Source organism: Microcoleus sp. T2B6, assembly GCF_036700475.1.
Lineage (GTDB): Bacteria > Cyanobacteriota > Cyanobacteriia > Cyanobacteriales > Microcoleaceae > Microcoleus.
In genome coordinates this window covers 1-25198 of the sequence record NZ_JAUBOZ010000069.1, presented here as the reverse complement: position 1 = coordinate 25198, position 25198 = coordinate 1, and the positions used below count along the sequence as shown (strand labels likewise).

General features: G+C 45.9%; 25 protein-coding genes, 1 tRNA gene and 1 pseudogene. 12 read left to right on the top strand and 15 right to left on the bottom strand.

What is annotated here, in order from left to right:
* Window positions 1–243: 243 nt before the first annotated feature.
* Complete coding sequence (locus QUA00_RS24985; RefSeq protein ID WP_333141683.1) at window positions 244–678, bottom strand: CAAD domain-containing protein; 435 nt, start codon at window positions 676–678, stop codon at window positions 244–246.
* Between the two features lie 402 nt (window positions 679–1080).
* Window positions 1081–2523 (bottom strand): annotated as a pseudogene (gltX, locus tag QUA00_RS24980) (glutamate--tRNA ligase); the annotation flags it as partial.
* A gap of 351 nt (window positions 2524–2874) precedes the next feature.
* Between gltX and QUA00_RS24975 the strand changes: the two are divergent.
* Window positions 2875–3372 (top strand): DUF393 domain-containing protein, encoded by a 498-nt coding sequence (locus QUA00_RS24975; protein ID WP_333411520.1) that lies wholly within the window; start codon window positions 2875–2877, stop codon window positions 3370–3372.
* Window positions 3373–3725: 353 nt separating this feature from the next.
* On the opposite strand, the gene QUA00_RS24970 is transcribed toward QUA00_RS24975, so the two are convergent.
* From QUA00_RS24970 to QUA00_RS24950, 5 genes are all read right to left on the bottom strand, one after another.
* Window positions 3726–4319 (bottom strand): nucleotidyltransferase family protein, encoded by a 594-nt coding sequence (locus QUA00_RS24970; RefSeq protein WP_333102478.1) that lies wholly within the window; start codon window positions 4317–4319, stop codon window positions 3726–3728.
* Window positions 4320–4362: 43 nt separating this feature from the next.
* Window positions 4363–5025, bottom strand: coding sequence for a Uma2 family endonuclease (locus tag QUA00_RS24965; protein WP_333411518.1), 663 nt, complete (start codon window positions 5023–5025; stop codon window positions 4363–4365).
* Between the two features lie 163 nt (window positions 5026–5188).
* Window positions 5189–5262 (bottom strand) — tRNA-Asp (locus QUA00_RS24960).
* A gap of 56 nt (window positions 5263–5318) precedes the next feature.
* Window positions 5319–6446, bottom strand: a complete 1128-nt coding sequence (locus QUA00_RS24955; protein ID WP_333411517.1) for an esterase-like activity of phytase family protein — start codon at window positions 6444–6446, stop codon at window positions 5319–5321.
* Between the two features lie 88 nt (window positions 6447–6534).
* Window positions 6535–8403: a TM0106 family RecB-like putative nuclease gene (locus tag QUA00_RS24950; RefSeq protein WP_333411515.1), complete on the bottom strand. Its 1869-nt coding sequence runs from the start codon at window positions 8401–8403 to the stop codon at window positions 6535–6537.
* A 95-nt stretch (window positions 8404–8498) separates the two neighbouring features.
* On the opposite strand from QUA00_RS24950, the gene QUA00_RS24945 reads away from it, so the two are divergent.
* From QUA00_RS24945 to QUA00_RS24935, 3 genes are all read left to right on the top strand, one after another.
* On the top strand, window positions 8499–9854 hold the full coding sequence (locus QUA00_RS24945; RefSeq protein WP_333411513.1) for an aminotransferase class V-fold PLP-dependent enzyme: 1356 nt from the start codon (window positions 8499–8501) through the stop codon (window positions 9852–9854).
* A 236-nt stretch (window positions 9855–10090) separates the two neighbouring features.
* On the top strand, window positions 10091–10315 hold the full coding sequence (locus tag QUA00_RS24940) for a DUF2281 domain-containing protein (protein WP_333396506.1): 225 nt from the start codon (window positions 10091–10093) through the stop codon (window positions 10313–10315).
* On the top strand, window positions 10315–10719 hold the full coding sequence (locus QUA00_RS24935; RefSeq protein ID WP_333411510.1) for a type II toxin-antitoxin system VapC family toxin: 405 nt from the start codon (window positions 10315–10317) through the stop codon (window positions 10717–10719). Before QUA00_RS24940 ends, QUA00_RS24935 begins: the two co-directional genes overlap by 1 nt.
* Before the next feature lie 120 nt (window positions 10720–10839).
* Here the strand turns inward: QUA00_RS24935 and QUA00_RS24930 are convergent, their stop codons facing one another.
* Window positions 10840–11112, bottom strand: coding sequence for a hypothetical protein (locus QUA00_RS24930; RefSeq protein ID WP_333141639.1), 273 nt, complete (start codon window positions 11110–11112; stop codon window positions 10840–10842).
* A gap of 578 nt (window positions 11113–11690) precedes the next feature.
* On the opposite strand from QUA00_RS24930, the gene QUA00_RS24925 reads away from it, so the two are divergent.
* Window positions 11691–12050 (top strand): hypothetical protein, encoded by a 360-nt coding sequence (locus QUA00_RS24925; RefSeq protein ID WP_190744682.1) that lies wholly within the window; start codon window positions 11691–11693, stop codon window positions 12048–12050.
* A gap of 924 nt (window positions 12051–12974) precedes the next feature.
* On the opposite strand, the gene QUA00_RS24920 is transcribed toward QUA00_RS24925, so the two are convergent.
* Both QUA00_RS24920 and QUA00_RS24915 read right to left on the bottom strand, forming a co-directional pair.
* The gene (locus QUA00_RS24920) at window positions 12975–14204 is read right to left on the bottom strand and encodes a ferrochelatase (protein ID WP_333141645.1); all 1230 of its coding nucleotides are present in this window, start codon (window positions 14202–14204) and stop codon (window positions 12975–12977) included.
* A 20-nt stretch (window positions 14205–14224) separates the two neighbouring features.
* Entirely contained in the window at window positions 14225–14431 is a 207-nt protein-coding gene (locus QUA00_RS24915; RefSeq protein WP_333141647.1) for a hypothetical protein, read from the bottom strand.
* Window positions 14432–14918: 487 nt separating this feature from the next.
* On the opposite strand from QUA00_RS24915, the gene QUA00_RS24910 reads away from it, so the two are divergent.
* Complete coding sequence (locus QUA00_RS24910) at window positions 14919–15503, top strand: hypothetical protein (protein ID WP_333411508.1); 585 nt, start codon at window positions 14919–14921, stop codon at window positions 15501–15503.
* Window positions 15496–16221 (top strand): DUF3120 domain-containing protein, encoded by a 726-nt coding sequence (locus QUA00_RS24905; protein ID WP_333411506.1) that lies wholly within the window; start codon window positions 15496–15498, stop codon window positions 16219–16221. The genes QUA00_RS24910 and QUA00_RS24905 overlap by 8 nt, the downstream gene beginning before the upstream one ends.
* Window positions 16222–16345: 124 nt before the next feature.
* On the opposite strand, the gene QUA00_RS24900 is transcribed toward QUA00_RS24905, so the two are convergent.
* Window positions 16346–16816 carry an aspartyl protease family protein gene (locus tag QUA00_RS24900; RefSeq protein ID WP_333411505.1) on the bottom strand — a complete coding sequence of 157 codons (471 nt, stop codon included), beginning with the start codon at window positions 16814–16816 and terminating at the stop codon, window positions 16346–16348.
* Between the two features lie 124 nt (window positions 16817–16940).
* On the opposite strand from QUA00_RS24900, the gene QUA00_RS24895 reads away from it, so the two are divergent.
* Entirely contained in the window at window positions 16941–17789 is an 849-nt protein-coding gene (locus tag QUA00_RS24895) for an alpha/beta hydrolase (RefSeq protein ID WP_333411504.1), read from the top strand.
* 108 nt (window positions 17790–17897) lie between these two features.
* The gene (locus QUA00_RS24890; protein WP_333141654.1) at window positions 17898–19055 is read left to right on the top strand and encodes a pentapeptide repeat-containing protein; all 1158 of its coding nucleotides are present in this window, start codon (window positions 17898–17900) and stop codon (window positions 19053–19055) included.
* A 120-nt stretch (window positions 19056–19175) separates the two neighbouring features.
* Here QUA00_RS24890 and QUA00_RS24885 read toward each other — a convergent pair whose 3' ends face one another.
* The 4 genes from QUA00_RS24885 to ggt form a co-directional block, all read right to left on the bottom strand.
* Complete coding sequence (locus tag QUA00_RS24885; RefSeq protein WP_333411503.1) at window positions 19176–19361, bottom strand: hypothetical protein; 186 nt, start codon at window positions 19359–19361, stop codon at window positions 19176–19178.
* Window positions 19362–19388: 27 nt separating this feature from the next.
* Entirely contained in the window at window positions 19389–19529 is a 141-nt protein-coding gene (locus tag QUA00_RS24880) for a hypothetical protein (RefSeq protein ID WP_333411501.1), read from the bottom strand.
* Window positions 19530–19535: 6 nt separating this feature from the next.
* Entirely contained in the window at window positions 19536–20417 is an 882-nt protein-coding gene (locus QUA00_RS24875) for a choice-of-anchor L family PEP-CTERM protein (RefSeq protein WP_333141660.1), read from the bottom strand.
* Window positions 20418–20938: 521 nt separating this feature from the next.
* Window positions 20939–22666, bottom strand: a complete 1728-nt coding sequence (gene ggt / locus QUA00_RS24870; protein WP_333411500.1) for a gamma-glutamyltransferase — start codon at window positions 22664–22666, stop codon at window positions 20939–20941.
* Window positions 22667–23726: 1060 nt separating this feature from the next.
* Between ggt and QUA00_RS24865 the strand changes: the two genes are divergently transcribed.
* From QUA00_RS24865 to QUA00_RS24855, 3 genes are all read left to right on the top strand, one after another.
* The gene (locus QUA00_RS24865) at window positions 23727–24188 is read left to right on the top strand and encodes a glycosyltransferase family 2 protein (protein WP_333411498.1); all 462 of its coding nucleotides are present in this window, start codon (window positions 23727–23729) and stop codon (window positions 24186–24188) included.
* A 60-nt stretch (window positions 24189–24248) separates the two neighbouring features.
* The gene (locus tag QUA00_RS24860) at window positions 24249–24608 is read left to right on the top strand and encodes a hypothetical protein (protein WP_333411496.1); all 360 of its coding nucleotides are present in this window, start codon (window positions 24249–24251) and stop codon (window positions 24606–24608) included.
* Between the two features lie 65 nt (window positions 24609–24673).
* Window positions 24674–25048, top strand: coding sequence for a hypothetical protein (locus QUA00_RS24855; RefSeq protein WP_333411495.1), 375 nt, complete (start codon window positions 24674–24676; stop codon window positions 25046–25048).
* Window positions 25049–25198 lie beyond the last annotated feature (150 nt).

Here is a 25198-nt window from a genome sequence, read left to right as displayed (position 1 = left end):
GTTATTAGTCATTTAAAAACCAGGGCGGTTTCATTCTCAGAAAAACCAGGATTTTGTAGGGGCGGTGCCCCCGTGCCCGCCCAGGCCCAGACACGATAAATTGGGCATTTCAGCGATCGGGGCAACCACGGGGGGTTTGCCCCTACAAAAGAATGAAACAGCCCTGATTTAAAAACCCGACACTAACAACTTATTTAAAGTTATCAATGTCGGGCACAAATTCAACAAATTACCAGCAAAATTTTAGGACTTTTTGCCGAAAACTTGTTCTTTCAAGGCTTGAATTTCTTGACCTAATTGTTGCCGGTTGGACGATCGCAGCAAATAGCGGTAGACAAACCACACGGTGTATCCGATACCAATTAGCTCGAATGTGGGTGCTAGCAGGGGGATGTCGTTGAGTTCGTCTATTACGCCCAAAAGCACTTTCAAAGAGACAATCGAGGCTACAATTACACCGATAACAGTCAGGGGACTTTTGTACTGCTCGTAAAAGCTGCCAATGTAAGCGGGAAACTCGGACAAAATTGAGATAATTTGTTCTTTGATCTGCTGGCCCTGACTCGGCGGTTCTTCGGTAATTATGACTTTTGTTGTACCGCTTGAACTGTCTGCTTCATTTCCGGCAGGAATTTCGGTGATGATAACGGTTGTTTCTGGTTCGTTTGATGAAGTCATTTCTCCACTCGCAATAGTTGTTTGCTGGTTGGCGGCAGGTATTTCAACTGCTGCTGCGACTGTTTCAAGAGCCGGTATTTCGACTGCTGCAACCTCCCCGTCGGTTGGTTCAAGAGCCGACACTTCGCCTGTTTCTGAAGTCGGTATTTCGACTGCTGTAACTTCCACTGCTGGTTCGACAGTCGGCGTTTCGACTGTTTCGATCGCAAGTTTTTCGACTTCTGAAACCTCTGCTGCTGATGGTTCAACAACCGGGGTTTCGATTGTTTCAATAGTCGGTGTTTCGACTTTTGAAACCTCCGCTGCTGACTGTTCTGTAGCAGAAGTTTCGGCGACTGTTTCTGCCTTTGGTTGTTCTGGGGTAGAAGTTTCGTCCGCGACACCAACAGCCGGCAAATTCAAGTTGCTAATGGCATCAAGCAAACGGGTTTTAGCCGTTCCTCGCTGGTGAAGGATTACCCAAGATTCTATCAGGTCGGGGCCGTGCATTGCACCTGTCAGAGCGGCTCTGAGCGATCGCATAATTAGCCCTTTGTTAAGATTTTTCTCTTTACTGAGCTTTTTAGTGATTTTCTGAGCTTCCGCTGATGTCAGGGATGAATGACTTTCCATCGCTTCTACAACTGCTTGTAAAGCCTGTGCAGCCCCTGTTTGCTGCAATTGTGCGAGTGCTTCTTCTTCGTATTCCACCGTGGTGGAGAAGAATACCTTACACATATCCACAGCGTCGGTTAAGCGAACGAGACTCGGGCCGATTAAAGCAGCTATTTGTTCGAGCCAGGGGCGATCGGCCTCCAAGTCAAACTCGTAACCGCCTTTCTGCCACCAATAAGGTATCAGCAAATCTGTCAATTGCGGCACTGGCATTTTGTGCAGGTATTGACTGTTTAGCCAATTGAGTTTATCCCAATCAAATTTTGCACCGGCTTTGTTGACTCGATAGAATGTAAATAATTCTGCTGCTTCCGACAGTGTAAATATTTCCTGCGTTGAATCCGGCGGAGTCCAACCGAGCAAAGTCATGTAATTAACTAAAGCTTCGGGCAGGTAGCCCATATCTTTGAAGTCAGAAATCGAGGTTACGCCGTCGCGTTTAGAAAGCTTTTGTCCTTGGGAGTTTAAAATCAGCGGCGTGTGGGCAAATTCTGGGATTGTCGCGCCCAAAGCTTCGTAGAGCAATATTTGTTTCGGAGTATTACCGATGTGATCTTCGCCACGAATGACGTGGGTGATGCCCATGTCGATGTCATCGACAACTACTGCGAGGTTGTAGAGGGGTTGGCCGATGACGCCGCCGCTGGATGCACGGGCAATCACCATATCGCCGCCGAGGTCGCTACCTTTCCAGGTTACGGTGTCGCGCACCATGTCGTTCCAAGCGATCGTGCGATCGTCGTCGATGATAAACCGAATCACAGCTTGTCGCCCTTCGCCTTCAAAAGCTGCGCGCTGTTTGCTTGTCAAGTTGCGGTGCCGGTTGTCGTAGCGGGGGGCTTGTTTGTTGGCTTTTTGTGCTTCCCGCATTTCGTCGAGTTCTTCCGACGTGGTGTAGCAGCGGTAGGCGAGTCCATTGTCGAGAAGGGTTTGGACTGCTTGGCGGTATATTTCCAGACGCTGTGACTGAAAACTCGGGCCTTCGTCCCACTCCATACCCAGCCAGGTGAGGCCTTCGAGGATGTTATCGGTGTATTCGCTTTTAGAACGTTCTACGTCTGTGTCTTCTACCCGCAGGATGAATTTTCCGCCTTGGTTGCGGGCAAACAGCCAGTTGAATACGGCGGTTCTGGCGGTACCGATGTGTAGGTTTCCGGTGGGACTGGGGGCTAGACGGACTCTGACATTCATGTAGATTTTTGCTTTTAGATTGGGGGCGATTTGCTGGTTGGGGGAATAGCTTATGTTTAAGACTTTAAATTTTATTATATTTTGTTGCCGAATTAACAGTTGTGCTTGGCAGGTGCTTTGCCTCGATTTGTTTGATATTCGACTATCGGGCGATCGGGGGTAAAGTCTCCGGCATGGCAGGAGAGGGCATCTTGATGATAATAGCTTGCGGGTGGCCAAGACTGGATTCACCTTTGGGACTATTTTTCACACCACAAATAACTGCTTTAGGAGTACCCAAGGCGCACCTGATAACTATTTATCCTTGTAAAATGTTTGTGTGCGATCGACGACATTAAAATATATTTCCCTATGTCTGCTGCTAAAACTGAGTTTTCCGAATCTGTTGCACCCTCACCCAAGTCTGTTGCGCCTGCTTGGCAGATTGAGTTACTGTACGACGGTGAATGTCCTCTGTGCGTGCGGGAGGTTAATTTCTTGAAAAAACGCGACGCAGGGCGAGGTTTAGTGTCGTTTGTGGATATCGCGGATGATGGCTACAACCCGGAGGCCCACGGCGGAATCGACTACGAAACGGCGATGGGGCGGATTCACGCGGTGTTACCCGACGGTACGGCAATTAAAAATGTGGAGGTTTTTCGCCGCACCTACGAGATTTTAGGTATGGGATGGATTTATGCAGTTACTAAGTTACCAGCGATCGGGGCGATCGCCAATTGGCTGTACGGAATTTGGGCAGACTGGCGGCTGATGCTGACGGGAAGACCGGATTTAGCAACAATTATGAGCGATCGAACTCAGCGGATCGAGTGCGAAAGTCAGGGCCGCTGCCAACTCAACTCGAAATGAGTAGTATTGGGGAAATTCGATCGACCTATCAGAAGATGTCAGCAGAAACAGGCTGCAAGTAACATTAAAGATGGACTACTATTAAAGGTCAAAAAAAATGCAAGATGCAGGCTATACAGTCTTCATGGGCTTCGGTGGTCTCTGGATACTTATGGGAATTGTCGCTGTAATTTTCCTGTTCAAATCGGACGGTCAAAAACTTAGGTTTGGCAAATGGGGACTGCTAGTGGCGATTCCGATCCTCGTGCCCATCGTCCTAGTTTTGACATATCAAATAGCCCGGCCCTTTATTTCCTCGCACCTTTGAGCGCTGCTGGGAGTCGATCGTCCAATCAATAGAAATTCAATTAATTTCAAACATCAGGCTGAACATCGATCCACAGTCGGGAATATTCTTCTCGCACAGAGCGATCGAGTTCCTGTGCTAATTCCGCAGGCAAACTCAGAGCTTTAATCAATTCTTGTACATCCGCCAAATCTTTCAATCGACCGCGACCGCTCAAACCTGATGACAACTTCAGTTCAATCAGTGTAACCAATCGAACGACTTTAATGCCGTCTTTTTCAACAGCTACGGCTGCCGGGTTAGGGAAACTAACTGATTTAGGTTTCCCATCTCCAGGGAACTCTCCGGTTGTGATAATCTCAACAGATACTCCTGTCTTCACATCCTTAAACATTTTGGTAGCACCAGCAAAGGCAGGCACAAATCCACGACCGAGCAAAATCGATCGAAAGGAATCCAACCCTTGTGGTGTCAGTAACAAATCTACGTCTTGAGTAGTTCTGATATAGCCGTGAATCACAAGGGCCATGCCACCAATTACTGCATAGTCTATGCCTGCTCTCGACAAACTTTGAGTAATGTTTTGGAGTGCTTCATACACCTTACCTTGCTGCATAAAAAAAAGTTCAACTTCCTGTAAAACAACGCTTGTCTCTAACATTTAGCAGATTCCTCAATTAAAATTAGTTAAATTCAGTTAAATATTATTGAGCGTTGTCGGGCGATCGCAACTGCTCGCTTGCCCATTGACGCAAAGACCGAATTATGGCATTGTCATCTTGAGTTTCTGCCATCTGCAAGAATTGATTGAGCATTGCTACAGAAAGGATGGGAAATGTCGGACTGCGATCGCAGGTAATATATTCCCGATTTTGCAATTGATAAATTTGTACAGTTTGTCCCCGATACCGCCAAACTTCAGGGATTTCTAGCTGTGTGTAAACTACAAATCGATTAGAAGAAGGACTGGTAATATCAACTTCAATTACCAAATCTGGGGGAGGATCGGTTGAGATGTCAAGCCTTCTCCCTAGAATGCGATCGACATTTTGGATATAAAAACATGAATCTGGTTCTGCACCTTGTTCTAAATCTTCACGGTTGAGAGTCGTCGAACCAAATCCCTTAATCTTCAAGTCCAACTCCTCAGTCAAAGCTGTAACAATCCGTTTGAGCAAACAGTTAATAGTTTCATGCAAGTCGGATGGCATGAGAATTTCTAAGACTCCTTGAGAGTATGAAAATCGCGAGGATCTCTTGTCTCCTGCTTCTGCTAATAAGCTTTCGTAAGTCTGCCAACTGATATTAGATAATACTACCCGTTGTGTAGTTTTTTCCGGTGAGGGCTTAATGGTTGTAACGGTCATATTTTCCCGCTCCTTAATCATGTCCTGCTATCTAAATAGCATAAGATTCGTAGTCAGGACTTTAGTCCTTTTTTATCCGCAAGAGGACTGAAGTCCTGACTACAAACGAACTCAATTTAGAAAGAGATTTATGAAAGGTTTAAACTTTCTATTTACGAGAGAACGGGACAGACGGGGCTCGAACCCGCAACTTCCGCCGTGACAGGGCGGTGCTCTAACCAATTGAACTACTGTCCCTCGTTTTGCCGTTTTTTCAGGCACAATTTCTATTATGCCTATAACTTCACCTTTTGTCAAGAGGTTTTTTGAACTTTTATTTGGAAGCCCAAAATCTGAGTCTCTTGCAGGGGACTGAAGTTGTTGTCGCTCACCAAAATCAGACCTCTGCTAGCATCCGCTAGGGCGGGGCCAAATGTCAACCCCTCAATGTTGTCTAGGGGAATTTTCAGGGTTTCCAAATCCAGCAGCAGCCGTTTTTGAGCGGGAGAAACCTCGCTGAGACGGCTTTTGAGGCTTTCGAGTGCTTCAATACGATCGCCCTTTTCCAGAGAAATCTCAAAAATTCTGATAGTTGTGCCGGTTTCCAGGGAGAAAGCACGCTCTAAACTCAGCAAGCGGTTATCGTCGATCGCCAACAAATCCACTAAACCGTTGCTAGTTAATTTTCCCACAGGATTCGCACCAGCGGGTAGCGGTTCGGTGATGTAGAGAAACGATGCTTCAGGATTGCCGATCACCGCATCGTAGCGCAAAATCCGGCACGGGCTCCCGGTTTCCAGGGAAGCTACGGCGCCATCTTGAACCAAGGCGTTTTCGGTAGCTGTAAATAGGTATTTGCGATCGGGCGTTAAAGTTAAACTTTCAAAAGCGAGATTGTTGCGGATGCCTTTACTGCCCTTGTCATCCGGCAAAAATAGTTCAGGAATTGCCAGCGTTTTCAGGAGTTTACCATCGAGGGAGAACTCTTTGATAAAAGGATTTATTTGGCGAGCGACATCTCCCTCAGAAGAAACAAACACGCTATTGCCAGTAAAAGCTATCCCTTCGGGATCTAAACTTAATTCAGGAAAACCTTTGCCGTTTTCATCTAATAAAGTAGTAACACCAGTAAAAGTAATTTGCTCTTTTTGCAGTTTCCCAGATTGCAAGTTAATTTTGAGAGTATAGAAGCGCGCCGGAGCCTTGCTGCTGCGGTCATCAGAAATGGCATAATAAACTTGTTTCTCGGCATCATAAGTAATGCCCGAAAGTCCGCCAATTTCCGTCCCCTGAAACGGAGAACCTGTAGGAAATATTGCTCTGCCGATAAAATCTATTTTCGTAACACCGAAAGATTGAGCTGACTGGTGTACCCAAATAGCAACAGTTGCTGCCATCAAAAAACAGACAATAAATATAGTTGCTTTTGCTAGCTTTCGCATTTTACCAATAAATACATTATTACCTATCTTCCTCTTCCCTTTCTTCCTTCGCGCCCTTTGCGTCTTCGCGGTTCGTTACATCTAAAAATCACGGCTCATGATTCAGCAAAAAATTTGTCAACCAATCTTTAACTATGTATGTAGCACGACAGTCGTCCTCATTGTAGCGGACGATCGCCTCTAACAGCGATCGATCGCCAGTTTTGAGCCAATCGTCGTACCAGCAGACGCACTGAGCACCATTAGCCTTAGCATCTCGCCAATCAAAACCCAGCCAGCGGGCAATTGGTTTGAGTGCGTAACTTTCCACCGGCATAATCGCCTTTTGCGTCACTTGTTTGTGAATATCTACAAACCGTTTCAGCACGGGTTTCCACAAATAAGCTGGAGTATTGTAAAGTTTAGCCAGTCGCTTAAAAGTCTTGACTTCGTAGTCGCAAAAGTGGAAAATCGGAGCAATAGGATAAGCCCACATTAATTCTAAAAATTGCTGCCAGATTGCACCTTCCTCTGCTGCTGATTCTGCTAAAAAACCGTGGAATTTTTCCGTATTGTTGGATCTGTCAACAACTAAGACTCCGTGGAGGTAATCTAAGTTTAACTCTGGTTCCGCTTCAATATCAAAGTAGAGTTCGATAGGGGCGATCGGCAAAAAGACAGATTGGGAATACGGAATTGGTTTTTTGCGGAGAATTGGCGCAGGTATAGAAGATGTCGCAGGTTTATTTTCTGTAGTTTTTTCCAGAACAAGATTAACTTTTGCTAAACTCTTCTCGGCAACTTCAGGTATGGTTATAAATTCATTAACTTCTGCCTCTTCCCTTATTCCTTCTTTCCTCACACCTAGATCCGTTAAATTTGTTAAATCCCGTACAGTGTTCGCTGTCGAAATTCTATCCGCTACATCCGTTACAAAATCCGTTGCCGAACTTCTATCCGTTACATCCGTTACATCCGTTACAAAATCCGTTGCCGAACTTCCTTCTTCTCGCAACAGCGGTTGATTTAGCAAGTGAGAGCGAGCTTGCTGCACCACATCAAAAGCAACTCTGTCCGGGAATTCTGGATACTCAGCAAGCAGTTTGGAACTAGCATTAGCGAGAGCTTCAACATCAGTAATTCCGAGAGTTTTTAGTCTAGCATAGCGGCTGGCAGTAACTCCCGGCAATAACGAAAGATGTTTAATAGATTCGGCTTCGGCGTGACAGATAGTATACCAACCGCAAAGATTGCACTTTTGCCGGGAAATGAACACCTCTGGTTTATCCCGATTTTCTATCATCTGAATGCAGTTGTCTAAAATCTCGAACATCTGAGGAGTTCGCTGGCCGAGATTCACCGAGCACAGCCCTTTTTTTCGCAGCATCAGCCACGCAGTCTCTGGCATTGTTTCCTGTACGGAAGCTAAAACTTGGGCGTGAAAAGCTGCGATAATTTGATACTCTTGTTTTGGTCGCTTGCTAAGCCAAATATCCGCAGTAATATAACTCCAATTGCCAAATTTTGATTGTCCCGGTTGTTTGATTAATAAATGGGGGCGGCTGATCAGGGTAATGTTTGAAGAGGGAAGATTGGAGGATGAAAGATGAACGGGAGTTTCGGGTATTTCGCCAAATTCAGGGAAATATTGACTGTCAATTCCTACCAGAGAAGTTGTTGCGCCGTTGGTTTTGCCGAATTCGCCCTGGATCAGAACTCCTCGGTAAATGCGATCGACCCCTTGCTGCATTAAACTCAATGTAGCGGCCGCGCCGGCTTCCCAATCCCCTCTAGGATAATATGGTTGTTGGTAAGTCTCGTGTTCCAAAGCTTCCTGCTGGTATGCCGCGCTGTCGCGCATCAGTTTCAGCAAAAAGTCGCTGGGGGGATCTAGTTGTTTCCAGTCTCCGCAGGTATCTAAAAATGCTCGGAGATGGCATCGCTGATAGGAAAGTAGTAGTTTGTCAGTTATTAACATTTAGTATTCGCAAGGCATAGAGTATCAGGCAAAAGGTATAAAATTCACAGCATTACTTATTCAATATTAACGCTATCAATAATTCCCCAAAAAAAATGACAAAGGACAATCACCGGCAACAATTCCCAGCTTTGGCCAATAAAGCTTATTTTAACTACGGCGGACAAGGGCCGCTGCCTGAGCCTGCTTTAGAGGCGATTTATGAGGCTTACAAACGGGTGCAGCTTGGGGGGCCGTTTTCGGGGGAGGTGGGGGCTTGGGTGGTTCAGGAGGCGATGCTGACGCGACGTGCGATCGCATCTGAGTTGACGGTACCTCCTGAAACCATCGCCCTGACTGAAGATGTCACCGTCGGCTGCAATATTGCGCTGTGGGGCATTGACTGGAAAGCAGGCGACCATTTGCTGCTTTCTGATTGCGAGCACCACGGCATTGTAGCTAGTGTAATGGAACTTCAGCGCCGTTTCAACATTGAGGTTTCGATTTGTCCGTTGACGGCTACTTTGAATGAGGGTGATCCGGTGGCGGTGATTGCTGATAGTTTGCGGCCAAATACTCGCTTGTTGGTAATCAGTCACATTTTGTGGAATACTGGCCAAGTTTTGCCTCTGGCTGAGATTGTGAAATTATGTCATGAACCCCCCCTAACCCCCCCTTGCCAAGGGGGGGGACAAGAGGGGTTTTCCCTGATTCAAGGGGATGGGGAAACAGATATAAAACCCCCCCTAACCCCCCCTTGCCAAGGGGGGGGACAAGAGGGGTTTTCCCTGATTCAAGGGGATAGGCAAGAGGATTTTTCCCTGATTCAAGGGGGGAGACAAGAGGATTTGTCTGCAAAGAAGCACAAAGTTAGGGTGTTAGTTGATGCGGCTCAGTCTGTGGGGGTTTTGCCTTTAAATTTGATTGAATCAGGGGTTGACTTTTATGCTTTTACTGGTCACAAATGGTGGTGCGGCCCGGAAGGTTTGGGGGGACTTTATGTGAGTGCTGAAGCTTTGGCAGATTTGCATCCGGTGTTTATCGGTTGGCGGGGAATTGTGACGGATGCTAATGCTAAAGTTCTTGGGTGGAAGCCTGGATCGCAGCGCTATGAAATTGCGACTTCGGCTTATCCTTTGTATGCGGGTTTGCGGAGTGCGATCGCCCTGCAACATGAATGGGGTACGATCGAGGAAAGGTATGCAGAAATTTGCCGTTTGAGTAAGTATCTCTGGGAGCGTTTATCGGAACTTCCCGATGTGGAATGTTTGCGGAAATCTGCGCCAGAAGCTGGTTTGGTTTCGTTTCGATTAACTAATGGGATGCCGCACAAGCAGCTAGTTGATTTGTTAGAGAAGCAGGGGAGTATGGTAAGGACAATTCTTAATCCTGATTGTGTGCGGGCTTGTGTTCACTATTTTACAACTGAGGCGGAGATTGATAAGTTGGTTGGGGCGAGCGCCATAACGTAGGGTGCGTCGCCTTGAGCTATTTCAAATAGCTGGAAAATCTCATAGCGACGCACCTACAAAATGAGGGGCGATCGCACTCCACCCGAAAAATATTATTTCAAAATAGGATGCAAGAGGCGTTAGTTTTTTGTGGGATTTACCTTATAATATGGTAAGTAGGTTGCAAGCACATTTTTTGAATTTGGTAAGTAAAAGCGTGAAGATAATTTTAGAGTAATTACGGAGGGCAATAAACGATGAATTTAGAGCAAGCAGTTTTAGATAAGTTGCGGGCATTGCCCCCTGAACGACAGCAAGAAGTTTTAGATTTTGCTGAATTTCTTCAACAAAAAACTATGGCTAAACGACCCCTAAAGAGTGTCAAAGGCTTGTGTGCTGACTTAAAAGTAGATATTACGGAAGAAGACATCGCCCAAGCCCGACAAGAAATGTGGGGAAATTTTCCCAGGGAGATTGTTTGATGCCCTCAGTCGTAGCAGATACCCATACCCTAATTTGGTACATTTTTGAACTGCCAAGATTGTCGCCAGCAGCATTAATAGCATTAGAACAAGCGGTTAATGAGGGAAATTTTATCTACTTTTCCGCAATTACAATTGTAGAAATTTCTTACTTGATTGAGCGAGGGCGTTTGGCAGGCGAGGTGCTGACACGAGTTTTAAATGCTGCAGACGATCCAAATGTGGGGATTATGCTAGCACCTTTGGATCGCAATATCTCGGCAACTATTCAACAAATTGACAGGGCAACGGTTCCTGATATGCCAGACAGGATTATTGCCGCAACTGCTTTATCTTTGAGTCTTCCGTTAGTCACCCGCGACGCAAAAATTCAAGGGTTAACTACTATTCAAACAATTTGGTGAGTATGACAGGAAACTCTCTTCGTTCCCTACAGTAATACCTTCGGGTGCGTCGCTTCCCGTAGCTATTTCAACTAGCAGGAAAATCTCACAGCGACGCACCATACAAATAGCAATATTGTGTCACCACACTTCGTTCCCCACAGCAACTCCACTGTCAATCTCATTATGAAGATTCTCAGGCGCGATCGCCCCAACCAACTCCTCAAGCGAATACCGCCGACGAACGATAGGCTCGATAATTTGTTCGGCGACAATAGAGGCGTCTATTTCCTGACAGTGGACTGCATAAAAAGCGAATACATCGTTCACTTGAGCTTCACTTAAATCATACTCAGCGGCAATTTGATTTAGCGAAAAACCCCATTTATGGGCTGCAATGACTACTGTTTGCATCCGCAACCGAGTGCTAAATAGAGAGATTATGGGAGCAGGAATGTACGGACAAATAATTTTTCTTTTCCTCTAATCTCTAATCTGTAAAGATTAATTATGGATATTAATACGATGATTGTGCTTAAGGCTCGCAAATTAAATAACTTACAATTGTAATTGTTATTGTGGGGTGTCCCGCCCGCCCGTCCAAAAAGGGCGGGCGGGACACCCCACTTTCCTTGTGTAAGTTATTTAATTCTCATTCCTAAGCTTATAATTTAAGTTCCAGGCCTGTAGGGTGCTTTCATAAAGTTGTGGCTAATACGCCTCAATTAGTGTTACTTTAGCAGCACTACTCCGGACAGTTTTTGGAACGAGACTACAAGCTTTACAGCGCAAGGATCATAAATAAAGTCCAATTAAATGCAACGAGCGGGGTGGAGCTGACATTGATTTAATTATCCACAGGGGCTGCGAAGTCAACCGAGAATAAGCCATTGGGCCATATAAAAACTGTCCGGACTATTGAGCAGGAGACGTTTAAAAAAGTATTCTGCTAAAGTTAAATAAATATCACACTTCTTGAGGTACGAGGGTAAATGATTAACAAGTTGTTAAGCAAAGTAACGATCGCTGCGGGGCTGTCACTGCCCCTGTTAGCGCTGACAGCAGCTAGCGTTTTCGCTGAGATAATCAAAATTTCGGTAATTAACAACAGCGGCAAGACGATGACAGCCATCTATATCGGCCCTCCCGATACAAATGATTGGGGAAAAAACGAGCTACCGTCCCCCATTGCCGATCGGGAAACGCAAAATTTTTCTTGGGATCAAGCTGACTACGGCGGCTCGGAAGCGGGCTGTATTTTTGATGTCAGCGCCGAATACTCAGACGGCAAATCCACTGAGTTATATGGTGTTGACCTTTGTAAAACGCCTACGCTCAACTTCAAGAAATAGATAATGTAGGCAAAAACCGAGTTTTTTCCAGTCTGATATTCACCAAAAAGATTTTGGATTGTGGAGAAACCCGGTTTTTGCGATCAACTGATTTTCAGCAAAAAATCGAAAATCGAGTTAGGAGAGAAGTAAGGCGAGCGCGATGGGAAGCTGGAAAATGGGCGCGAGCGCAACACCTATTCCCCAAGATAGTGAGTAAGAAGTTTGTTCGCCTCGTCATCCATCTGTTCACTGCTCAAAGCTATGCTTTAAGATTGTGAACAGATGTAATCCTCATCTCACAAGCCTTTCATCTCTTTTTTTGTCAACTCCTAATACTGTACCGATGCCCTAGCTAGTAATATTACTCTGAGGAATTTACCGATACTTTTTTGCTAACATTTGCTAACAAATACATAAGTTGAGATCAGATATCAACCAAGGCGTATCAACCGATGCCCGTAGAATTTTCTACAAGCACTTATATTCTTGCCTTCAGCTTGGTTATCGCTTACAGCCCCACGCCAATCTGATTATTTGCTTTGATAATGTAGAGGCAACTTATTTATATAGCGGTTGCGTACTACCAAGGTTTTTCACCTACATCTGAGTGGCTAAATTCATTCTATATGACATGAAGACCAGAAGGCAAATGTAAGTGATTGTTAGCAAATGTCAGAAAAAGTCTTACTGTTAATCAACCTTTGGTAAAATAATGTATATACAGAGTATCTACAGTGTAGCGACTAAGCGGATGTTTGACAAGCACAGAAAATCTGATAAAAAAGCCGTAAAGCATAGCTATCCCGTAGCCGATCGCCCTTTTCGCCCAAATTTCGACCTACGCACCCTAACAAAAGAAACCGGGTTTTTCACTAAATCTGCCATTTCCATGCAGTATCTTCGCAAAAAACCCGGTTTCTGAGCTCTCAGGCCCAAGTCCTATTAGTGACTGTGCCCGTGCCCGCCATGAGAATGCCCGTGATCACCATGAGAATGCCCGTGATCACCATGAGAATGCCCGTGTCCCCCATGAGAATGACCGTGCCCTTCATGAGAATGCGCGTGCTCGCGGTGCGCCGCAGCCAAACTCGGATTAACAGCGATCGCAGTTTCACTCAACAACGCTTCAATCTGCGGATTTGCCCACTCAGCGGCCATTTTCAGAAACTCTGGATGGTCGTTAACGCAAGGCAATTTGCGGTAAGTAACTCCTTGACGCTGTTTCTGCAAAGACTCAATAATGTGGTCTACATCTAACAAAGTTTCGTGATTTTCTGTCGCAAATCCGATCGGCATAAAGACGATCGCAGTTGCACCCAGATCGATCAAATTCTTCGCAGCTAACGTCGCATCCGGCTGTGTCCATTCAATCAGCGGCGTGTCGTGGTTCAGCCAACCCACCGAAATCAAAGGATAGCGATACATCAAACGTTCCCGCACGCGATCGTACAAAGCTTGACTTTCCACAATTCCCGAAGTAAAGCCCTTCGCCTTGTGCGGACAACCGTGATTCATCAGCACAATCCCAATCTGAGAAGGCAAATGCGCTACAGCTAAATCGTTCTTAATTTCCTCTTCAACCAAATCCGCCATTAGCTGGATGTAAGCAGGTTCATCGTAAAAAGAAGGAATGTAGCGCTGTCCTTTTACCCAATGTTCTTTGCCATCAAAGGTTTGTGCTAAAGCTTTATTCACCTGTTCGACTGCAATGCCGCTGGTGAAAACAGAATCAACTACCAACAGCGGATAAATCAGAATTTTGTCAAATCCTTCTGCTTGAATTTGAGGGATTACTTGTTCCGGCAAAAACGGCGCGCAAAAGTTAAAAGCTTTGAACACTTTTACTTTATCGCCCCATTTCTCCTGTAAATTCTTTTCAATCCCAGCGCGCTGCTGTTCAAAAATTGCATTGTGCGGCGAAACGAATTGACCGTGTTGGTGACTCCACTCGTGCAAGTCAAAGATTGCTAAAATCTTCGCCAGCGGCGGATAAATCCAAAGCGGTACTGGCGCAAACTTTGCCGTAAGCAAATTTAAAGCTTGTTCGTTGTAGTTGGCAAAATCGTCGTAGCTTTCGACTTCGCCGTAACCCATCAGCAATACAGCAACGCGATCGTTGCTTGCGGGTGCTGCAGATGTTTTGAAATCGATTTTTTCTGGAGAAGCAACCACTTTGTATTCCTCAATTTTATTTATTCTAAGAGATCCAGGCAGGATGAAGGGGGAATCGGAGATTTTTCATTGTGTGCGATCGCACGACAGACGTGCGCGGGGCTGATTCCCGGTTTCTTGGCCCATACTTCCCGGTGCAACCTCTTATTTATCCTAGAAACCGGATTGATGAGCATCAGTCCTAAGTCGGTTTTTTGACCAAGAATTTCAAAGGTGGTACCCGCCACGTGATTTATCCGTGGAATCAATCCCAAATCGAAAATCCTCAAGCCTCCGCATTTATCTCGCGCAAGTCAATCTCAAATCTCAAATCTCAAATCTCAAATCGATTGACCCTGACCCGAAATTCGTAGGGCAGCTAAGCTGGCAGGCCTCTAATTTTCACAATCCTGTTTCTTTAAGCTTTTTTGGACCGGGCTTCGACGCCGCCAGAAAAGTTAAATCTAAATACAGAACTGCTTAAAACTAGAATCTGGCTTTGCTAAGCTTGACAGGGAATGGGGTCGGGGGGGATAAGTTTTATGTTTTCTTAAGACTCCCTCACCTTGCCTCAGATTAATGGGGTTTGGAGCGTTCCCAGCATTTAACTTGGGGGGATACTCTTCAAACTTGACTCTATTATAAGTTTAACACCCTATCCCCTGGGGTAGTATATGATATAGTAGGCATATGATAAAGTTATGTTGCGAACTATATTAACTTTCTTGACGAACTATGAGACTGGTAATTTGCCCCGGATTCCACGAACCAAAGCTAACCGACTGTTTCCTGACGGGACTTTCGGGGCTTTGGGGACTGGTAGCCGATCGCCCAAACCAGCAAATAGTCGATCGTGTCAAGATTTTTCCCGCTCATAAATATCCACCTTTCTCGGCTCTTGACATATTGCACTTTTTGTGCACCGAAGACTTAGCAGGAGAAAGTCTAGTATTTGTCAGCTTTTCGGCAGGAGTAGCCGGGGCGATCGGGGCGGCTTGGATGTGGCAGCAACTCGGCGGCAAAGTCGGGGCATTTTTTGCCTTAGACGGTTGGGGAGTACCCCTGGGGGGCAATTTTCCGATCCACCGAATCAGCCACGATCGCTTTACGCACTGGAGTTCGGCAATTCTCGGTGGCGGTGGAGAAAGCTTTTATGCAGATCCCGCGATCGAACATTTGGATTTATGGCGAGCTCCTCAAACGGCAAAAGGCTGGCACGTCAGCCAAACCGCCGCCGGCATTGAGACTGTCGCACCCACAACCGCAGCAAAATTTTTAGTCCACCTATTGAAACAATACGGAGTCCAATCAGTTGTTTAATCTAAATTTAGTATCCTCAGCGATCGCACCTATTGCCACCATCGCCCGCCTCGACAATTCTCTCACTTCAGCCACAACCAACAGCATCAAACAGTGGTTGATATTTGGTGCCTCAGCTTTTTTAGTCTCAATTCCCGTCTTCGTGCAAGCACCGTTAGTGCGCTTATATCCAACCATCAGTTTGCTGTCAACTATCCCCTGGTTCGTTCTGAGTTTAATTCTAATTTTCCGCCCCAAAACACAACTTTGGGGAGATTTATTATTAGGATTTGCCGGATGTTGGCTCGCAGGTTCTATCTATTGGGGCTGGTTTAGATGGGAACCAATTTTACATCTACCTATAGAATCAATTGGCTTGCCTTTTGCTATTTGGTGCTTGGGCAAATCTTGGGGAAAAGTTGGCAGCTATTTTTACTTGGGTTCGCTATTCGGTACTGCCATTACTGATTTATATTTTTATTTAACTGGGTTGATGCCCTACTGGCGGCAAGTGATGCACGCGGAACCGGAATTAGCTATGCCGATTTTTCAAAGTGCGATCGGTCAAATTGAAACTCCTTGGGGCATAGGCTGTGCTTTAGTTTTAATCGCTGTGTTGCTAACAGTCGGTTTGCTGAGTTTGCGCGGCACGCAACTGCACTGGCGCGCGTTTAGCGGAGCAGTGTTAAGCACGCTTTTGGTAGATGGTTTATTTTGGCTGGCTGCTTCTGCGGCTTAAGATTTATGATTGGTTCCTATGTTGGTAATTTTTGACTGCAGATGTGGGCGGGTTGACGCAGATTAACGCAGATTTTTTTGAGATTACCGACTTTTTTAAGAAGTTGGTAATCTGGGTATTTTTTTTAGCATCCGCCTGTTAACTTGATATAAGTTACAGGATAGTTAGGATTAGTGGGATTCCCGATTAACCGCTGATTCCTACAATCGACAAGCAAATCTAACTTCTCCAAAACCACCTGACCAATCAACACCTCATCACCTGTTACCAGAGCATCCTCGGTAGTCCTACGCCCCTCAATTTCAATTAATATAGCCTCCGTTACTCCTACGGTTTCCTGACGACCATCAGCATACTTAACAAGCTGCTGTCCTATAATTCGTAAACCTAGCTGCTGTACCATCTCTGCTGAAATTACTAGATAAACCGATCCTGTATCTACTAGAGCTTCTATTTCACACTCACGCAACAGCCGAGGCGCGAGCAACCCCCGACTAATTAGAGCTTCATCTATGGCATTGGTCAGCTTTACCTGAGTCTTAACTGCCCCCATGTTCTTAATTCCATCCAATTCTAATTTATTTAATTCTTTCATATTAAATTTCCTTTTAATCTTTTGCTGCTTACATTATACGAGTTCGGCTAACTGAGTGAGACGCGATCGCCCCTCATTCCTATATGATTTAAAATTATCACTCACAACTCAAAACTACTTAATCATGTCTTTCATTTCAATTCGCGGTGTAGAACATTATTACGAGTGGATAACGGCAGATAACACGGCCCAACCTAGCGGGAAACCAGTGATGGTATTCCTGCACGGCTGGGCGGGCTCGGCGCGCTACTGGGAAAGCACGGCACGGGCTATTGCTGATGATTTTGATTGTTTGCTTTACGATATGAGAGGTTTTGGTCGATCGCCCTTGCCGAAAGAGCCTCCTGAGTCCAGCTACGAACTCGAAACCTATGCCCACGACTTAGCGGAATTATTAGAATCTCTGAATTTAAGCCGCGTCTTTCTCAATGCTCACTCTACAGGTGCATCAATTGCTACTTTATTTCTCAACCTTTACCCTGAAAAAGTAGAAAAAGCAATTCTCACTTGCAGCGGGATTTTTGAATACGATGAAAAATCTTTTACAACTTTTCACAAATTCGGTGGCTATGTGGTAAAATTTAGACCATCTTGGCTGGCATCGATCCCTTTTGCCGATCGGCTATTTATGGCCCGGTTTTTGCGCCGTTCCCTGCCCACAGAGGTCAGTCTGGCGTTTCTCAAGGATTTTTTAATGGCAGACGAGCAAGCTGCTATAGGTACAATGGTGACAGCCGTCAGCAAAAGAGCAGCCGAGGAAATGCCCCAAGAATTTGCGCGGCTGAGTGTTCCCACACTGCTTGTGGCAGGAGAATTTGACCAAATTATCCCCGCCGTCATGGGAGAGCAAGCGGCCTCCCTCAGCAAAAAAGTAGAATTTGTTATAATTCCGAATACGGCTCACTTTCCGATGCTGGAGGATGCTGCAACATACTTGCAGCGAATTCGAGACTTTTTGCCAGCAGCGGCTTAGCTGAGTTATTGTTCATCTAATGCACGATCGGACAAGCAAGCTTTGAGAACGGCTTTTGCTCCGATCTTAATTTTTAATTCCTAATTTCTTAAAGCGAAAGGTGGTACAATGAACGACCTCGACCAATACTATAAAGTGCTGGGACTGTTGCCGGGAGCTTCCAGAGAAGAAATTAGCCAAGCCTACAAGGATTTAGCGTTCATTTGGCACCCCGATCGCATCCCCAAAGACAATCCCAGACTACTACAGAAAGCTGAAGAAAAGATTAAGGAAATTAATCAAGCTCGCGAACAATTGCGATCGATTCAACCAAGAGGTCAGAATCAGAACGTTCAGCACAAACATACTCAGCACAAACACACCCAGCAACAAAACACCCAGCACAAACACACCCAGCAACAAAACGCTCAGTACAGAAACACTCACCAACAAACTACCCAGCAACAAAACGCTCAGTACAAAAACACTCAGCAACAAACTACCCAGCAACAAAATACCCAGCAACAAAATACCCAGCAACAAAATACTCAGTACAGAAACACCCAGCAACAAAATACCCAGCAACAAAATACCCAGTACAGAAACACCCAGCAACAAAATACCCAGCAACCAAATACTCAGTACCAAAACACTCAGTACCAAAACAATCAGCAACCCAATACTCAGTACCAAAACACTCAGTACAGAAATACTCAGTATCCAAACACCCAGCAGCAAAACACCCAGCCACCACCGGCCACCCCAAAAGAACCCCGCTACTCTTCTGAACCCTCTTCAGGAAAATATCCTGGAAATTATCCGGGAAACTATGGGGGAAACCCTGCAGGGCCCTATTCAGAGGCGTCGCGCTACCAATCGCAGCCGCCACCATCTCAGTCTTACCGCCAAGCTGGGCCGCAAGCTCCCGATTTGAGCGGTTCCAACTTCCAAGGAGCCTCCTTAAAAGAAAAGGATTTTTCAGGGAGAAACTTGAGCAATGCAAACCTAAGTGAAGCCGACTTAAGCGATACTTTTCTACACAACGTCAACCTCACAGGCGCGAATTTGCACAAAGCAAACTTGTTCAGGGCTAATTTGTTAGGAGCTTGTTTGATCAATGCCAACTTGAGAGAAACCAACTTAATCGGAGCCGATTTGAGCGGTGCTGACTTGAGCGGTGCTGACTTGACAGGAGCGAAAATCGGTTACGGCGATCGAGTTATGGTCAAACTTACCCGGACTACATTAACAGGTACAATCTTACCCGATGGTACTGTTCATAGCTAAATTATTTAGTTTTTAGTCAGTGGTTGTAGACGCGGGTTTTACCCGCAATATTTGTTGCAACTCCAAACATAAAAAAATCCGCCCTTTGCGAATTTGGGATGAAAACTTATATTCTGTCCGCTAGAACAACCGCAAGAAAATTGGTTCGTAGTGAGGGCATTCGTCGTCATAATTGTATGAGGACTTGCATTCCTCGCTGCGTACCCATAATGGTTGAATTACTTGATATGATATTACGCGATCGCGATCGCACAAACCGAGTTTTTTTACCCGGTTCAACAACTGCAACAAGGTCTTTTCCTTCATCAAACCCCCTTTCTGTCTCCAACACGGCTAATCGAGATTCATATTACAGCAACCGCCAAAATGGTTCCTGTTCTGTTTTTTCCTTCTGCCTTCTGCCTTCTGCCTTCTGCCTTCTGCCTTCTGCCTTCTGCCCTCTGCCTTCTGCCTTCTGCCTTCTGCCTTCAACATCCGTTATTAATTACTTCCGCCACGGCCATTGCGTAACTTTCGTCCAGCAGCCAGCATAGCGCCTCCCGCCATCAAACCCCCCACAGTCATCGGTTCGGGAACCGGCTCAGCTTGAACCGTCCCCACAGAACCGCCTTTAATAAATACAGCAGAATCTAACTTGCCATCGCCCACATCTTTAATGCGGATACTGAGAACATTCCTCTGATTTTGCTTGAGCAAACCCTCAAAACCTAAAACTTTAGTAAAACCGTCGAGCTTAACAATGTTAGCAGCAATACCTGTCAAACTTGGGTTGTCAATATAGTCTGAGTGATATGTAGAGCGATTATATGGATCTGGAACCAGATTATTAATCGTAACTGTTTTTCCGTCGCTCAATTTGGCCAAATTAGTGCCGTTCAGCAGCAGTTCAAAATCGTCATTATATTCTTCATAAGCGCCGAACTCAGGAAACTCCTCAGAAGCAAATACATATTGAAAGAACAACTTTTGAACCGTGCTATCAGCAAAAAAGCTGAGGTTTAGCTGAGTCACATCCCCCTGTTCACCTTCAGATCCAAAGTCCGTGCTTAAATCGCTGTCCTTTATCGTGAAGTTATCTGTCTGATTCGTACCCGGTATATCGGCGACTCTACCAGTGCTCAGAACAACACCTGATGTCAAACCGAAGGGGTCATTAGTGAAAGTACCAAAAGCAGCCGAATTACCCCTAATTGAAACAGAGAAATTACTCAACCCGGCTGTATTAGCCCCCAATAAATTATTTCTTAAAGTCGCAGTGTTATTAGTTGCCCCTACCGAAAATGCCATTGCTGGCGCTGCCAACAAACTCAGAGCAGTAGTTAATGTAGCTGTTAAGGCAGCAATTTTGTGAGTAATTAGCATAAATTTTTCCTGGAAGATACAAACCTGATTCTCTGCACAACTTAATTTTTACATTATATAAGTATCAATGTCTAGTGCCTTTACAATAACTTTACACATAAGTGTATATACGCTTTCTATGGTTATTCTTTTTGGTAGTTCTTGGCAATAAGTCAGCCTATAAACATCAGCGCAAAAATACGGATGCAAAAATACACGTACACAGACTAATAATTTCAGGACTTACGCACTGGAGACCCAAGAAACCCGGTTTGGATACCGTTGGCGCTCTCCAAAATGACTAATGACTAATAGCTAATGACTAATGACTAAGGACTAATGACTAATGACTCATGACTCATGACCTCCCCCAAAAAAACCATACAAGCCCCCGATTCCTGTCGTAGAGAGATCAAAATTTTTTACCCTAGTTCAACATCCCAGATTCATCTGTGGAGTAAATCTAAAATCCTTCGACCCTCGCGCCACTCGACCGCTGGCCGAAGTCTAAAATCTAAAATCTCTAATCGACTGACTGTTGACTAAAATCCCCTTGCTTCTCCTTCCCCGCGCCGATCGGCAGCCCCTTCCAACCAACCGTCTGCAGTCAGGACGATCGCATTGGCATTGCCCCAGCCGTCACCTTCAACAATCTGGTGTCCCCGCCGCCGCAACTCCGAAAGCGTCGCAGCCTCAAAACCTCCCCGTTCCACCCTCAGGCGATCGGGCTGCCACTGATGGTGAATCCTCGGTGCAGATACAGCATCGCCGACATTCATGTCGTAAACCAATACGTTCAGTACAATTTGCAACACCGTGGTAATAATCGTGCTGCCTCCGGGAGCCCCCGCAGCGAGGCGAAATTTGCCATTTTCTGTCACGATGACCGGCGTCATGCTCGATAAAGGAGTCTTCCCTGGGGCGATCGAATTTGCCTCCCCGCCCACCAAACCAAACAAATTCGGCACTCCCGGCGCGGCTGCAAAATCATCCATCTCGTTGTTGAGCAAAATTCCCGTACCCGCAGCCACGACTCCCGCCCCAAAACCGCCATTCACTGTAAAAGTTAAGGATACCACATTGCGCTCTTTGTCAACTACCGTTAGGTGGGTAGTTTCGGGAGACTCCCACACAAAGCGGCTCAAAGTTTCAGCGTCAACAGCTTTTACCTCGCTGGAGGGTCTGGCTTTTGACATTTGGATTTGCGATCGTCTGAATTTGCCATAATTGGTGCTAGTCAGAGCTTTGACCGGTACACTCACAAAATCCGGGTCGCCCAAATACTCAGCCCGATCGGCATAAGCAATCCTCATACTCTCCGCCAGCAAGTGCAAAGTATCTGGACTTTGCCTCCCCAACCTCTTGAGATCCGTATCTCCCAGAATATTTAAGATTTGCAACAAATGAACGCCGCCGGAAGAAGGAGGCGACATCGCGCAAATTTCGTAAGTGCGAAAGTTGCCGCAAACCGGATTCCGCCAAATCGGCGTATAGTTTTTCAAATCTTCGAGAGTGATAATGCCGCCATTTTTAGCCATATCGGCGGCGATCGCCCGCGCAATGTCCCCGCTATAAAAACTCTGCGGATTTTGTGCAATCTGTCGCAAAGTCCGCGCCAAATCCCGCTGCACCAAAAGCTGACCAGGTTGGTATAAAATGCCACCGCGAGTAAAAACCTCCCGCGCCGCCCGGTTTTTTTTGAGTACATCCTGTCGTCGCCCGGTAGCCGTGGTAAACCGCGAACTTACCGGAAAGCCTTTTTCAGCCAGGGCGATCGCCGGCGCCACCACCTGTGCCCAAGGCAACTTACCATACTCGCGGTGCACCGTATAAAGTCCAGCAACAGTGCCGGGAATACCCGCCGCCAAATGCCCGTCCAGACTTGCCCTTTGGCGTACCTTCCCTTGCTTGTCGAGGTACATATCCCGCGCCGCCCGTTTCGGAGCTCGTTCCCGGAAATCCAGCGCTTGCACAGTCCCCGTTTCCGCCCGCCGCAGCAGTAAAAAACCCCCGCCACCGATACCCGCCGAAAAAGGCTCCACCACCGAAATCGCCAAAGCCGTAGCAGCCGCCGCATCCACTGCATTGCCGCCCTGTTGCAGCACGGCCAGCCCCGCAGCGCTCGCCAGAGGGTGAGCTGAAACTGCCATCCCCTGTTTGCTGCGCTGTTGCTGCAAGTTTGGCTGTAGCTGCTGCTGGCAGCCACCCAACACCAAGACTGTTAGGCAACAAGTATAAATTCGCACTTTACTCAAGAAATTTGGCAACATTTTTTACGGGTGAGGCGAGGATTTTTTACAGTATAATTTTATGATGGTCTTCCCTAAGAACTAGCAATACTAAGTTCAATCGCAGATAAATTACCTGTTATGGCAGACGGAAAAACGATTTGACCCTGGGAGGCGATCGCGGTACAAGAGGAAGAGAAAAATCAGGGACAGCTTATGGCCAATTCATAATTAAACAAGTTTGAAAAAGCATCTTTTTTAAGAAAATACCGATTTCAAAAGAGCTGAGGAACCTACAAAAACGCCGTTGCTGATTTACGATAGAAAAAACTAAAGATGCCAATCATATAAACCAGGATTCACAAAGCTTCTGAATCTTCAAATTATTTTTGTTTCAGAGCATGATTAAGCAACAGCAAAATAATCAGTATTTTAGGTGATGGCTATGGTAATCCAACATAGAGCAGATTTAGCATATAGCAATCCTCGCATCATTTGCATAATTATTGTAGGGGCAATCCCACGCCCGGTTGCCCGATAGATAGGGGGTAGGCACTCTTAGCACTACCCCTACAAATTTATCTGAATCATTTAGGATTGCTATAGCCGTTTTTGGGCAGTTGTTCGACTGGTTAGTTAATCAATACAACAGGATTTACCCAATCTGGCTCTCAAGTTTGATTAAATAATTATAATGAGGCTGGCGAGTGAGGAATCAAAGTCCTCACTCGCCAGCCTCTGGCCCATGAAAAACAATTTTATGCTCACCGATTAACCGGAATCGCTCTGAGTCAGAAACCAGGTTTTTTAGTAGCTCTATAGTTCTCAAACCAATGATTTTGATTGAGACCGGGTTTTTCTGGGTAAGTCCTATTAAAGCAAAAAGATGCGATCGAATTTAGGACAACTCCAGTCCCCCGTAAAAACCCTCAATCCCTCGCACCCGTGGCCTTCGTGTCAGAAAAATTGCCCGCCAAATAATAGTCTGCACTCCGCCTGCTAACGGCTGTCCCCTCCTTATGGTAGCTCGCACTAATGTCCGTAAACCTGTTATATTGGCAGTATGTAGGCAAGTTTCCTTACTACAGGTACTTGCAAGTAAATGAGTCAGAGTGTCTGCTTCGAGACTATAGCAATCCTCGCATCAGTTGTAAAAATATGTAGGGGTAGCGCCAAGAATGCCTACCCCAGCCTGCATCGGGGCAACCGGGCGTGGGGAGAGCCCCTACAAGAATTACACAAATCATTTAGGATTGCTATATACTTCGGCGAACAACTACCAAACCACACCTTAATGCAAGTTATGAACAGCCAAAAAGTCAGCGTAATCATTCCTGCATTCAATGCTGCCGACACTCTGGCCGAGACAGTTGCCTCCGTACTCAATGGCACCCACAAGAATCTAGAAATTTTAATTGTTGATGACTGCTCTACTGACGCTACTGACAAAGTTGCTGCTAAGCTGGTCGAGCAAGATTCGAGAATTCAATACTTCCAGAATCCCCAAAATTACGGGGTTTCTAAGGCTAGAAATTTAATGATATATCGGGCAACGGGCGAGTAGGTAGCGTTTATCGACAGCGACGATACCTGGGAACCCAATAAGTTAGAAGTTTGTTTGAAGATGCTCGCAGACAATCCCGAAGTCAAAGCTGTGGCTCACGCTTTGCGGTATTTAGACAAGCGCGGCAACAAGTTGAGTTACATTCCCACCTATCCTACCACTAAAGCAGAAATGCAGGCGATTAAGGAGACAGGCGAATGTCCTTGGGTTTTCCCGTCTTCTGTTGTAGTCGATCGCTCTATTCTACTCCAAGAAGGCGGGTTTCCCGAAGATTGGCAGGTAGGAGAAGATACAGAGTTATTTACCAAAATTGCTCAAAAGTACGGTTTGCTAGCGGCGACAGAACCTTTGGGAAATTATCGAATTAGAGGCAACTCTCTCACAGATAAGCACTGGCTGAAGAAGCGCATAAGCTGTTAGTCATTTAAATTTATTGCCTCAACCCCTTGCAGTATGGGGTCTGGCCCACAAATAGTGCAGTTTGAATGTCGAACAGCTTAGCTTCTGATTGTGTCAAGGAAAACCAACTGTGGCGCTTGCGGGGAGAAAAAGAGTTATCGCTCAACGAGTACGAACAGTTATGTTTTAAGAATTTGCCGCTTTTGAAAAGGCTAAACAAATTCCGAAAAGTTTTGGCACTGCACTACATGAGAAAGCTAGGACAAAGTTGGTTAAATCGGGAGGTTTTGCCTACTATTGTTTACGGCATCGCTACCACATTGCTCAATCCTCAAGCTACTGTGCACAAGTGGAAATGGATGAAGACTCACGAAAAGTTGAGTCATCAAACCGCAGAAGGTATTGGTCCTTCGGCAGAATTAAACCCCCAGCGATCGTCTGAAATCGGGGGGCTGTCCTAAAAAATGTTATAGTTGTATAGCCTTTCTGAGTAACATGAGGTGCACGCTTGATAAGCGGCCATAGGGCATAGGCCATAGGGCATAGGGCATAGGACATAGGGCATAGGGCATAGGGCATAGGGCATAGGGCATAGGGCATAGGGCATAGGG